This is a genomic window from Candidatus Phycosocius bacilliformis, from assembly GCF_003112735.1.
GTDB classification, from domain to species: Bacteria; Pseudomonadota; Alphaproteobacteria; order Caulobacterales; family Aquidulcibacteraceae; genus Aquidulcibacter; species Aquidulcibacter bacilliformis.
Genome location: NZ_BFBR01000001.1, coordinates 460,158 through 472,630, shown reverse-complemented (window position 1 = coordinate 472,630; position 12,473 = coordinate 460,158). Strand labels below are relative to the sequence as shown.

General features: G+C 55.2%; 8 protein-coding genes. 6 read left to right on the top strand and 2 right to left on the bottom strand.

Features of this window, described 5'->3' with window-relative positions; all coding sequences use genetic code 11:
- The first annotated feature begins 127 nt into the window (after positions 1-127).
- The 3 genes from PbB2_RS02280 to PbB2_RS02270 all read left to right on the top strand — a co-directional run bounded on the left by PbB2_RS02280 (position 128) and on the right by PbB2_RS02270 (position 6,103).
- On the top strand, positions 128-2,692 hold the full coding sequence (locus tag PbB2_RS02280) for a TonB-dependent receptor (protein WP_192576121.1): 2,565 nt from the start codon (positions 128-130) through the stop codon (positions 2,690-2,692).
- Positions 2,693-2,788: 96 nt separating this feature from the next.
- The gene (locus PbB2_RS02275; RefSeq protein WP_108983652.1) at positions 2,789-3,838 is read left to right on the top strand and encodes a chromophore lyase CpcT/CpeT; all 1,050 of its coding nucleotides are present in this window, start codon (positions 2,789-2,791) and stop codon (positions 3,836-3,838) included.
- A 180-nt stretch (positions 3,839-4,018) separates the two neighbouring features.
- Positions 4,019-6,103: a methyl-accepting chemotaxis protein gene (locus PbB2_RS02270; protein WP_108983651.1), complete on the top strand. Its 2,085-nt coding sequence runs from the start codon at positions 4,019-4,021 to the stop codon at positions 6,101-6,103.
- Between the two features lie 154 nt (positions 6,104-6,257).
- Here PbB2_RS02270 and PbB2_RS02265 read toward each other — a convergent pair whose 3' ends face one another.
- Positions 6,258-7,430 (bottom strand): nitrilase-related carbon-nitrogen hydrolase, encoded by a 1,173-nt coding sequence (locus PbB2_RS02265; RefSeq protein WP_108983650.1) that lies wholly within the window; start codon positions 7,428-7,430, stop codon positions 6,258-6,260.
- 178 nt (positions 7,431-7,608) lie between these two features.
- On the opposite strand from PbB2_RS02265, the gene PbB2_RS02260 reads away from it, so the two are divergent.
- On the top strand, positions 7,609-8,430 hold the full coding sequence (locus PbB2_RS02260) for a TauD/TfdA dioxygenase family protein (protein ID WP_108983649.1): 822 nt from the start codon (positions 7,609-7,611) through the stop codon (positions 8,428-8,430).
- Positions 8,431-8,439: 9 nt separating this feature from the next.
- Here PbB2_RS02260 and PbB2_RS02255 read toward each other — a convergent pair whose 3' ends face one another.
- Positions 8,440-10,641, bottom strand: a complete 2,202-nt coding sequence (locus PbB2_RS02255) for a S9 family peptidase (protein ID WP_238164807.1) — start codon at positions 10,639-10,641, stop codon at positions 8,440-8,442.
- Positions 10,642-10,771: 130 nt separating this feature from the next.
- On the opposite strand from PbB2_RS02255, the gene PbB2_RS02250 reads away from it, so the two are divergent.
- Together PbB2_RS02250 and PbB2_RS02245 are read left to right on the top strand one after the other, a co-directional pair.
- Positions 10,772-11,656 (top strand): hydrogen peroxide-inducible genes activator, encoded by an 885-nt coding sequence (locus tag PbB2_RS02250; RefSeq protein ID WP_108983648.1) that lies wholly within the window; start codon positions 10,772-10,774, stop codon positions 11,654-11,656.
- A complete protein-coding gene (locus PbB2_RS02245) occupies positions 11,653-12,423 on the top strand; it encodes a sterol desaturase family protein (protein ID WP_108983647.1) in 771 nt (256 codons plus the stop codon). The genes PbB2_RS02250 and PbB2_RS02245 overlap by 4 nt, the downstream gene beginning before the upstream one ends.
- Positions 12,424-12,473 lie beyond the last annotated feature (50 nt).

Here is a 12,473-nt window from a genome sequence, read left to right as displayed (position 1 = left end):
CAGAACACGCCAATTTTTCTCAGAACACATCTTTCCAGAGTTTGATATACTCTTTACACAAATGTCATCATCCGTGATCCGGTCGCATCTAGATGCGGCGGGCATGAATTCCAAAGAGGAAGACCATATGACACAGCGCTTGATTCTGACTGGTTCTGCGGCCCTGGCGGCCATTGCCTTGGCGATGCCTGGTGCTTCCTTCGCCCAAGCCACATCGGATACCGAAGCCGATCGCTCCAAAGTGGAGACGATTGTGGTGACTGCCCGCAAAACCCAGGAAACCTTGATTGCAACGCCTGTGGCGGTAACGGCTGTTGGTGCCTCTGATGTGTCGCGCCTTAACATCCAAGCCATTGACGATTTAGCGCGCTTCACCCCCGGTTTGTCTTTCTCGAAGGCTTTCGGACGGGCAACCGACCGTCCTGTCGTTCGTGGGGCAGCGTCGATCCTCGCTGGTACCCAGCCAGGCGTGGAAGCAGGCACGGCCTATTTCGTCGATGGTGTATATTATCAGGGCGACATTTCCTCGATCGACCTCGCTGACGTCACGCGGGTTGAAGTCATCAAGGGCCCGCAATCGGCGCTTTATGGCCGCAACACCTACTCTGGTGCGATCAATTTCATCACCAACAGCCCTAGCCAGACGTTGAAGGCTGGTGCCACGTTGTCGATTGGTTCGCACAACGAACGGACCGCCAATGTGCGCCTTTCTGGCCCAATCAATTCCTGGCTCACGGGGGCCTTAGCCGCCCGCTATTACACCTATGACGGGGAATGGGGTAATTCAGCGGCGCTAAATGATACACTGGGTGCTGAAGAGACCAAGTCGGTAAGCGGTGTTTTGGAGGCACGCCCCGTCCAAGGCCTCAATCTTCGTGCGCGTGTGGTGCATGCTCAAGATGAAGATGGACCTCGCGCCTTTGGTTTCCAAGCATCTAGCAAGAATAATTGCTTCCCCGGTTATCGTTCGAATGCCTATCGCGGGGCAGCTGCCACCACAGACAACAACCCCAATCAGTGGTTCTGCGGGGTGATTAAGGATTCGGGCGTCTACTTCCAGAACACAGGCGCGAATAACACACGCCCTGCCGCCCCATTCCTGGGTGTCGACCGCGACTTGACCTTTGGCTCGTTGATTGCAGACATCGACCTGCCCAACGACTACACGGTCAATATCAGCTATGGTTTCCGCGATGAGACGTTGAAGACGGGCTCCGACTCAGACTTCCTCAATGGGGCCTCTTTCCCGCAAATCGTCGGTGCCAATGGGATCACAGCCTCAAACTCCTTGTTCGGGAGCTCTGGCATTACCGAGTCGCAAGACCAGTCGCTGGAGGTGAAATTCTCCTCGCCACAAGACAAGCGGGTCCGGTGGATGCTGGGTCTGTATGGCTATAGCCTCGATCAGACCGGCTTCTCGATTGATTTTGCTGTTGACGCCGGGGCAGCTGCCACGCCGGTCAATGGCGTGATCATGACGCAGAAGAACCTCACCAACTCAACCTCAAACGGGGCCATTTTCGGTCGACTTGGCTTTGACATCACTGAGACCTTGTCGGTCGATCTTGAAGCCCGTCAACAGGCTGAAAAGCGGTCAACACAAAACTTCTGTGCAGCCGTCCGTTCTAGCCCGGTCGTGACCCCAACCTGCACCGGCTTTGTTGGCGGAGCCAATGTTACCGGGGTGGCTGTTGGCGGCTTGACCTATGACGATACGCGCAGCTTCGACTCCTTCACGCCACGGGCCACCCTGACCTGGAAGCCGAATGAGAACCAGACGATCTATGCCATCTATGCTGAAGGCACCAAGCCCGGTGGTCTGAACGGCACGCTGGGGATTGCTAACGGCTTCCCGCAGTTTGAGCCTGAAACGTCGACCAATTACGAGTTGGGCTATAAGGCCCGCTTGCTTGATGGTCGGGCAACTTTGGCGCTGTCGGCCTATGATACCAAAGCTGACAAGATGCAATTGACCACAGCGGTGTCGGGCTCGAGCGGTAACTTGACCTCGATTGTGACCAACCAAGGTAATGCTGAGATCAAAGGGATCGAACTCGATTTCCGCCTCCGTGTGACCGACAATTTGGGTGTCAGCTTCAATTATTCCCACATTGATACCGAGTTCACCGAGGGGTGTGATGAATTCCAGTACACCCTGACCTCGGGCGGCTATCAGATCGGCACCACCTGTACCAGCACGCGCCGGGTGGCCGGCTCGCCCAACCCACCACCTTTGCCTAACGGCTCAGTTGTGCCCCTGCCTGGTGCCAATGGGTCCATCGTTGGGGCAAAAATCCCGCTGGTTCCTGCTGACCAAGCTAGCTTCAACATCGACTATAGCCGTCAATTGGGAGCCAATATGGAATTGTTTGCCTCTGCAGACGTTTCCTACGAAGGCAGCAAGTTCATTCAGGTCCATGGCGGGGCTGAGACCGGTGAGACCACTTTGGTCGGTGGCCGGGTCGGCGTCTCCGGGGATCGCTGGCAGCTGGCGCTTTGGGGTAAGAACCTGACCGATGAAGATTCCATCCCCATCGCCACCCGGTGGTTTGACGTCTTCCAAGGCTCTGCAGCAGCAGCGGGTCTGTCGGGGGCAGCCGCTTCGGGTATTGATACCGGCAGCCCACGGGCTTTCTTCTTCATGCCTCGCCGCGGGCGGAGTGTTGGTTTGGAGTTGAAGGTCACATATTGATCGCGACGCTATGGTGTTGTGGGGAAGCCCGGCGTTCGCGCCGGGCTTTTTTGTGCGTCGGCCGACTTTTGATTGGATACGAGAGGAGCGATTGCGATGGTAAAGCCATTTTCTCTGATGACACTGCCCGGATTGATGTTCGCTGCCTGCTTATGCCTTAGCTCTCCGGTGGCCTCGCAGGAAGCGGCCCCTGGTCTCAAGGATGTGCTCAACAAAGATTTGCGCACATTGTTGGATTACTTCCCAGGACGCTATGATAATGATTTGCAGGTCTATTTTGATGGTGAGTTGAAAACGCCAGAAATTGAGCGGAACGGGCGAATCCATTCCATCTTTGCCCCTGTAAACCTACCTGCTTTTGGCTCTAACATCTTTTATGTTGAGCAATATAGCGATAATGATCCCACAAAAATCTATCGTCAGCGCCTGTACAGATTCTCCGTTGATGAGAGTGAGCGCGCCATCAAGCTGGAGATTTTTGCCCCAAGTACCGAACAAGCTTTGGCCATACGCGGTGCCTATGCTGATCCCAGCAAGCTTGCCGATTTGAGCCCGTCAAACATGACACTCTATCCGGGCTGTGAAGTCTATTGGCGTCGGCAAAGCCAGCAATTCATCGGCACGATGAAGCCCGGTGCGTGCAAAGTGAAATCGCAGCGCAGCGGCAAGACGTTGATAATTACCGATCAACTCGTGTTGAGTGATCGTAGCTTATCCATCCTCGATCAGGCTGTCGATGAGGCCGGTGCCTATGTTTATGGCAACCGAGCCAATGTACCTCATATGCTCAACAAGGCCCGCCCATTTACATGCTGGACATCAGTTTTGCGCGGGGCCAAGCACGGGGAGTCTGGTGTCGGGCAAGACAGCTGGACATTTGAACGTGGCTGGATCCACGACCAAGGTGGTGAACTCGCGATCCGCACCGATGAATCGACACCGCGAGACTTCTATTTGCGCCTCAGATTGGCGGAATGGCCTTATGGCACAAACCGGCCATCCTTGACCCTCTATGTGCATGAAAAGGGAAATCCACGCGCACTATCTTATGCTTGGGCTGATCAAGACGCCACACGTGTTGGGATAAACTTGCGCTGGTTGCAGGCAAGCTGCACCTTGGCAGGGCCCGACCGTACCTTCCGCTGATCGGGGGTTGGAGGCCCGCGTCGAAAAATTTGGACGACTGTAAACGTCTAGTAATAGACTAATCTTCTCACTTTTCCGTGAAACTTAGTATTGTCAGGACAAAAAGATACGACATTAAAGCCTCTTAAATACTCACGCATGTAGCCGCAGGTCCACGTTCATGTAACGGCGGAGAAGTACATGTCCATCAAGTTGGTTTCCATGATCGCCTGCGGCGGCATTACCCTGACGACTATTGTGTGTTCTGCGTTTGCTTTGTCGCAGACTTGGGAGAAGATAGGGGCCACTAAGTCCCTGATGGCTTCGGTACTTGTGACTGATAAACTGTATGAATCAACAACCAAACTGTCGCTCGAACGGTCCTTAACCCAAGTCGGACTTAATCTTCCCACTGTCATGCCAGCACCCTTGCAGGATTTGCTGACCCAACAACGCACCCAAGTCGACAAGTCCTTTGGTGAGTTGAAGGATCTCGCCCGTGGTGAAAAAGACCTTGAAAAGGTTGATGCCTTTACCGCCTCTTTGGATGGACATCTCGGCACAATTCGCGACTTACGAACCAAGGCTGATGCCGGGCTAAAGGTAGACTTGGTTTCGCGCCAGCCAGAGGCTGTCACCACTATCCCAAGTTCGATCAAGGCGACGGTCGAAACAATCCGATCACTTGATTCAGAAATCATGCCGTCAAAGGCGATTGCAACCAGTTCTGTAATCAATTTGCAGGCGATTCAGCGACTGGCTTGGGAAATCCGGGAGTTTGGTGGCCGTGAGCGCACCATTCTGGCCATTGCAACAGCCACCGGCGCGCCGATTCCGGCGGACCAGCTCGGCCAAGGCAAAATTTACGCCGCCGCGACCGTGTCTGCCATGGCTGAAATCAAGCAACGTGCAGCCCATCCAGATGTACCCGACAATGTACGCCAAGCCATTGCAAAGGCTGATGCGGCATATTTTGGCACGTATGATCAGACCCGCAAGCGGCTTTTGGCCAATGCGGCGACCGGCAATTATGGCACGGATCTCAACAGCTTCTTCGGCGAATCTTCCGCCGCCCTCGCCACAACCGAGGAATTGGTTAATGTGGCCGGCAGTGATTTGGATGAGCAGACGGCGCAATTGGCTCAAAACGCCCAAAACGCCCTCATCTTCACCATTATCCAACTGGTCGTCTCACTGGCAATGGTTGGCTTCCTCACGTGGTTTATCAACCGTCGCGTGGCCGCCCGAGTCGTTGAAATCTCGGGCGAAATGCAAGCTCTCGCCAATGGACATCTTGATGGCAATATTGATCGACTGTCATCCAAGGATGAGATTGGCACCATGGTAGAGGCCTTGAAGGTGTTCCAAGTTAATGCACGTGCGGTCAAGGCCATGAGTGAGCGTGAGGCCGTTCAACGCGAACAGGCGGATGCCGAGAAGAAGGCGATGATGAACGCTCTCGCCGAAGACCTAGAGCGCTCAGTGGGCCAAGTGGTTGAAATCGTTGCTGCGTCGGCTTCCGAGCTGACCGCAACCTCAGAATCACTCGCCCGTACGGCACGTGAAACCAGCGTCCATTCTGACACTGTGGCCCAAACCGCTGCAACGTCGTCTGCTAATGTTCAGACGGTCGCCTCTGCAACAGAAGAGTTGAGCGCCTCGATCCGTGAAATTGCCCAGCAAGTCACCTCTGCTGCCGATATCGCCCGTCAGGCTGAAACCCGGGCAGCGACGACCAATGACACGGTTCACGCTTTGTCGCGGGCTGCCGAGAAGATCGGTCAGGTCGTATCGCTGATCTCCGACATTGCCTCGCAGACCAATCTGCTGGCCCTGAACGCGACTATTGAGGCAGCCCGCGCTGGGGCTGCCGGCAAGGGTTTTGCGGTAGTGGCGTCTGAAGTGAAAAGCCTCGCCGAACAGACCTCACGCGCAACAGACGAAATTTCTGTTCAGATCAATGAAGTACAAATTGCGACCAATGAGGCTGTGGCTGCGATCGGTGGCATTAGTTCCACCATTGGTGAAATCAATCAGATCTCGGCTTCAATAAGTGCGGCTGTCGAGGAGCAGCTCGCCGTCGTCAATGAGATCACGCGCAACACGATCGACGTCGCCAATGGCACCGCAGAGGTCACCCAGTCGATTGGTCTGGTGCAGGCTGGTTCAGCTGAAACCGGTGCAGCTTCTGAACAATCCTTGTCGGCGGCCCGTGAATTGGGCGTTCAGGCCACGCGATTGCGCGATGAAGTCGACAACTTCCTCCATCAGGTCCGCGCTGCCTAGCCAATAGTGGTCTTAGCGGAACGTCAAACCTTCTAATCAGGGCTGATTGGCAGCAATAAGCCCTGATTTGCTGGCGGCCCATCCACCCTCACATCTCAACGCTGCCGCAGCACAATCCCGCATCGCGCCTTTGGATCGCACCTTGAAGTTCAGCTTATTTCCAGGTCGCTTTATTCTTCAGATACTCATAGGCGTCGCGGCCATCTTTGGGCTGGTAAGCGGTAAAGAGGTTGGGGGGATAGCGCTCTTGATAGGCGTCGAACAAATCCCGGTAGAGGGACATATGCACAACGGGCTGGCGATGGGTGCGCCGAAACTGGGCGATCGGGATGCGGGCCGTCACGATGGTTTCGTTCACTGAATTGGCCTCATCAATGAGCCTGCCATCGGGACCAAAGATGCATGAACCACCCGCCGCGCCTGAATCGTCAAAAAAGCCAGGATTATTTGGCGAGACTGCATTGTTAGATGCTGCGACATAGACCCGGTTATAGAGTGCGGTGGCCTGAATATCTTCCCGCGTGAAACCGCCTGTGGCGGTGCGCAGAAACACTTCGCCACCTTTCATCGCAAACGCCCGGAACAATTCGGGTTCGCGCTGGACCGAACTTGTAATGAAATTTCCCAAAGGTGTCTTGGTGACAGGGATAACGGCATCGCGGCCATACATTTCCACATAGGCATCGAGGCAGTCATGAATGGTGGACGTGTAGATCTCATAATTGCTACCGCCAAACACGCCCTTGATGTTGCGGGCCTTCCAGTGTTTGTCGACGATGCTGCCATCCGGACCGATAATGGTGGTGATAGACAAAAGGTGATTGGCCCAGTCTCGATCGCGGACATAGGAACCAAACACGATATAGCAGCCATACTGCTTGGCCTTTTTGCCCAGGGCTTCGGTTTCTTCCCCTGGGATTTCGATAGCGGCCTTTAAGCTGTCCACGCGGCTCCATTTATCCGACCAGCCTGTGATGGGGAACTCATGGAAGAACAGAACCTCCTTCACTCCGCCCCAGCCTTGAGCTGCATCGATTAGGTCGACCATGTGGTCAAGGTTTTCTTTTCGGCTGGCATTGGCACGGCTTAGATCGACTTGCCGCACACGCGATTGGATCACCGCCAGAGTGAAAGCGTCCTTGGCCAGCGGAACCGTGGCATAGGTGCCATCTGGATTGTATTGCAACGGCAGCTTCTGTGCAGCGGCCTGAACCACGTCTGGGGCTAAGGCCCCACCACCGACGCCAACAAGCCCCGCGGCGGCCAGTTGAAACAAACTGCGGCGTGACAAATCAATCGACAGACCAGATGCGGCAGAATCGTTCATGGGCCATTCCTTTTGTGACAGAGCGCAGAAAGGTTATATCATTCAACCTTGCCTGCAAGTCCTTGCCGGTCACGATTGCGTGGGGATGGTGATGTGATCTCGGTGCAGCAGACATCGTTCTTGACCAAGCAATCTCGAAGCCACAGACTAACCCCCTGTGGCCGTTTGCGGAGGGCTTATGCAGATTACAGCTTTGAACGGTGTCGGCGCGGAAGTGACCGGAGTCGACTTGCGGCGCTTAACGGACCGGGCAGAGGTTGAGCTTAAACAGGCCTTTGCAGATCATGGCGTCTTATTCTTTCGCGATCAGGATTTATCGCCTGACGACCACATCGCCTTTGCGCGCCGCTTCGGTCCGATCAACATCAACCGCTTTTTCAAGGCGACACCCACCCATCCTGAGATTGCTGAAGTGCGTAAGGAAAAGCATCAAACCACCAATATAGGTGGGGCTTGGCACACCGACCATTCCTATGACCAGGAACCTGCACTTGGATCGGTGTTGGTTGCCCGCGACTTGCCTGCCACGGGTGGCGACACGTTATTTGCCTCGATGTATGCGGCCTATGACGCGCTTTCGGCGGGTTTGAAGCAGACGCTGGAAGGATTGCGCGCGGTGCATTCCAGCAGGCATGTCTTCGGTGCACAAGGTGCATACAAGGGCGATGCAGAAAACCGGATCGGCAATGCGGAGGCCGCGACCCAGGATGCGATTCACCCGGTGATCATTACCCATCCTTTGAGTGGTCGCAAAGCGCTTTATGTCAATCCTGCCTTCACCTTGCACTTTGATGGCTGGACCCAAGCTGAGAGCTGGCCTCTTTTGAGCTATCTCTACCAGCATGCAATTCAGGATGCTTTCACCACCCGCTTTGTCTGGCAGAAGGGCTCAGTCGCCTTCTGGGACAATCGGGCGACCTGGCATTATGCCCTCAATGATTATCACGGCGACTTTCGACTGATGCACCGTATCACCATTGAGGGCTGTGCGCTGAGCTGATGGTGGGCTTCACGCCTTGCCGACACACCACAGGGCAAAGGCATGGCTGTCGGCAACTTCTTTGAGGCGATCAAACCGTCCGGAGGCACCGCCGTGGCCCGCCGACATATTGACGTCGAGCAGGAAGGGGCCCGCATCGGGGCTTAATTCCCGTAACTTTGCCACCCATTTAGTTGGCTCCCAATAGGTCACCTGGCTATCAGACAATGCGGTTTGGGCAAACAGTGGTGGATATGGCTTGGTGCCCACCTGATCATAAGGGCTGTACGCCATCATATAGTCGAAGGCCTCTTTTGAGGTGATCGGATTGCCCCATTCGGTCCATTCAGGTGGTGTCAGCGGCAATTCACCGTCCGAAATCGTATTGATCACATCGACGAAGGCAACCCCGCCGATGACGCCAGCAAACAATTCCGGGCGCTGGTTCATCACGGCGCCGACCAGCAGGCCACCTGCCGAGCGACCCTCGATGACGATCTTCTTGGGTGCGGCAAACTTCTGCTCAACCAGCGCCTCTGCGGCACGGGCAAAGTCAGAGAATGTGTTTTGTTTCTTCATCAGTTTGCCATCAAGATACCATTGATAGCCCCGTTCCTGCCCACCCCGAATGTGGGCGATGCAATAAACCATCCCGCGATCCACCAAGGGCAGACGTGCGGTTGAGAAGCTGGCCGGCATCGAAATCCCATAAGAGCCATAACCATAGAGCAAGGCCGGAGCCGTGCCATCAATCGGCGTATTCTTGTGATACAGAATCGTCAGCGGGATGCGTGCGCCATCCGTGGCCACAGCAATCGTGCGGCGGACGACATAATCAGCCTTGTTATGGCCAGATGGAATTTCTTGGGTTTTGCGTAAAGAGCGTTCACGGCTTACCAGATCATAATCCCATGTCTCGGTCGGGGTCGACGGTGAGTTGTAAGTAAAGCGCAGAATCTTCGTATTCCATTCAAACCCACGTAAGACCGACAGATCATAAGCTTCTTCAGGAAACGCAATCTGATGGGTGTCGCCGCTCGTCATGTCGCGCACAGTCAGCCGCGGCAGCGCATCCACGGTTTCTTCCAGAACCATGTGACCGGCATAAAGGTTTACATTTTCAATAAAGCGGCCAGCCTCATGGGGGATGAAATCGGTCCAATTGGCCGCCGCCGTTTTGTTGACCGGCGTACGAGCAATCTTGAAGTCAATCGCACCGCCAGCATTCGTGCGAATATAGAAATGGCCACCATGATGGTCGGGGAAATATTCTACCCCTTGCCGGAAAGCCGTGAAGCGCTTGGGCTTGCTCGTCGGCTTGGCCAGCGGCACCGTCAGAATGTCGGTGCTTTCGCTTTGCGACCGATAAATGATCATATAGTCGCCAGAGGAGCTCTTCACGATGCCGCTTTGGAAAGACGGATCCTTTTCCTCAAACACCAGTACGTCTGTCTTGGGGTCTTCGCCCACGATATGGCGCATCACGCGTGCGACGCGGAAATTGTCGTCCAAGAGGCAGTAGAAGCAGGTGCGGCCATCTTTTGCCCAGACGAGGCCCGCCGAGGCCCCTTCGATTTTATATGGCAGGTCCGAGCCCGTCGCCATTGCACGGAAGCGCAATGTAACTTTGTTACCGCCCTCATAATCGACAAAATAAGCCAGAATGTCTTGGGCTGGATTTTGAGCCCAATCCTGCAGTCGCCAGAATTTTTCGCCTTTGGACTCCTTGTCTCCATCGATCAGAATTTGCTCAGGGCCGGTGGGCTGGCCGGTAACAGCATCAATCGAGCGGCGGTAGACGATTGGATATTGCCCGCCAGCCCGGAAGCGGATGGCATAAGCCCAATCGCCATCGCGCGCCGGCACACTTGAATCATCCTGTTTGATTTTGCCTTTGAGTTCCTCAAACAAGTCCGCGCGTAGCTTGGCGGTTGGGTCAAGCAGGACTGACTTGGTATAGGCATTCTCCGCTTCGATATGGACGCGGATCTCCTCAGACAATTTGGTCGGCTCGTCGATAACGGCTTGCCAGTTTGGGTCGCGCAGCCAGTGATAATTGTCGACCCGCTTTTGGCCGTGCTGGGTAATCTCATGGGCGACCTTGCGGGCGACTGGCCCCTGTGGTGCCCCACGACGCGGGCTGGATGATTGAGCGAAAGCGGGCAGTGCGGTCGAAGCAGTCATAGCGGCACCTGCGAGCAGAATGGCGCGGCGGTCAATGGCCTGTTGCATGGCGATCCCTTCAGGTTCAATTGGAAGCTTACAGATTGGCCATGCGATAGGACTTGGTGGCCGTCAAGTTGCAACTTGTTCATCTTGTTGCGACTAATGACAAGACGCCGGATCAGGATATATACTTTCCATGTCTCAACCGACTTTGCGTCAATTATCCTTCTTAACTGCGATTGCGGAGCATGGCTCATTCGTCGCCGCTGCAGAGCAGGCGCTGGTCACGCAACCGTCCCTATCGGCTGCCATCAAGGAACTCGAGGCCATTCTTGGCACCAAATTGATCGAGCGAGGTCGTACGGGGGCCACACTGACGCCTGCTGGGGAAATCGCAGCAGTCAAAGCGCGGGCCATTCTTTCGGCGGTCGATGAACTGAGTGAGGCTGTACAAGGGGCGGCAGAGCCCTTGACCGGGCCCTTTCGCTTAGGCGTTATTCCTACGATCGCTCCTTTCTTTTTGCCACGGGCCCTATCGAAGGCAAAGGCTGCCTTTCCGCGCCTGAAGCTTTATCTGCGTGAGGATCTAACAAGTCGTCTGATCGAAGGTCTGCGCGCCCATACTTTAGACGCAGCGTTGATCGCTTTGCCATACGAAGCGCAAGGTATCGACACCATGGCTCTGTTCGACGATGAGTTCCTGTTCGTCGGCCCGCCAGACCACCCCTTGTCAACCAAATCGGAACTCCGTCCGAGCGACCTTGAGGGCGAGCCAGTGTTGCTTTTGGAAGACGGCCATTGTTTGCGCGACCATGCGATTGGGGTCTGCGGCATGACTCGGCCTGGTCAGGAGGAAGTGCGCGCGACCTCGCTTTTCACCTTGGTGCAGATGGCGGCAGGCGGACTTGGCATTTCACTTCTGCCCAAGATCGCAGCCGAAGCCGGCATTCCATCGGAAGGGCTTGTCGTACGGCCCTTTACACCCCCGGTGATCGGACGACAGATCGGACTGGCGTGGCGGCGCAGTTCAGGACGACTGATTGAAATCAAGGCACTCGCAGGGATATTGAAATCAGCATGACAGATGCGATGCTTCGCTTAGCCCTCACCTTGGGGCTGTTGGCCCTGTTTGCGATTCTCGAATGGATGGTGCCGGCCCGTGATTCACGCCTGAGTGTGCCACGTTTGGCGCGCCATGGCGTGTTGGCATTGATTGGGTCAGGTCTGTCGCGCTTGGCTTTGGCCGGCGGACTTGCTTCTGTTGCCACCTTTTCCCAAGACTTGGATTTCGGCCTGTTAAACTGGTTTGGCCTGCAGGGTTTTTGGGCTGTGGTGCTGTGCTTCGTTTTGCTCGATTTTTCAGTGTGGTTTCAACATCTCCTGACGCATAAGATTCCGATTTTGTGGCGGTTGCATCGAGTACATCATGGTGATGTGGTGATGGATGTGACCACGGCTCTGCGTTTTCACCCGTTGGAAATTCTGGGTTCGTTATTCTATAAAGCAGCGATTGTCTGTTTGCTCGGTGCCCCGCCTGAAGTGGTGTTCGCGTTTGAACTTGTGCTGGGGGCAAGCGCTCTGTTCACCCATGCCAATATCGCCATTCCCCCGGCAATTGACCGGGTTTTGCGCCTAGTTATCGTCACCCCGGCGGTTCATCTGATCCATCACAGCCCCAATCCGAGTGAGACTGATAGCAATTATGGCTTCAATTTTTCGATCTGGGATCGGATTTTTGGCACCTATCGCGCGCCGTCCCCCAAGGGTGCGCAAGCCATTGGTCTGGGTGACTGGCGTGGCCCACAAGATGAGACTTTGAAAGCCATGGTGATCAATCCCTTCGTTTGACGGAGCTTGCCTCGCGCCGCGTTCTGCCGATAAATGCCTGAGCACATACA

Coding starts and splice junctions, on each gene's coding strand:
- PbB2_RS02260 (WP_108983649.1), top strand. CDS start 7,609: ATGCAGATTACAGCTTTGAACGGTGTCGGCGCGGAAGTGACCGGAGTC.
- PbB2_RS02280 (WP_192576121.1), top strand. CDS start 128: ATGACACAGCGCTTGATTCTGACTGGTTCTGCGGCCCTGGCGGCCATT.
- PbB2_RS02270 (WP_108983651.1), top strand. CDS start 4,019: ATGTCCATCAAGTTGGTTTCCATGATCGCCTGCGGCGGCATTACCCTG.
- PbB2_RS02255 (WP_238164807.1), bottom strand. CDS start 10,641: ATGCAACAGGCCATTGACCGCCGCGCCATTCTGCTCGCAGGTGCCGCT.
- PbB2_RS02245 (WP_108983647.1), top strand. CDS start 11,653: ATGACAGATGCGATGCTTCGCTTAGCCCTCACCTTGGGGCTGTTGGCC.
- PbB2_RS02265 (WP_108983650.1), bottom strand. CDS start 7,430: ATGAACGATTCTGCCGCATCTGGTCTGTCGATTGATTTGTCACGCCGC.
- PbB2_RS02275 (WP_108983652.1), top strand. CDS start 2,789: ATGGTAAAGCCATTTTCTCTGATGACACTGCCCGGATTGATGTTCGCT.
- PbB2_RS02250 (WP_108983648.1), top strand. CDS start 10,772: ATGTCTCAACCGACTTTGCGTCAATTATCCTTCTTAACTGCGATTGCG.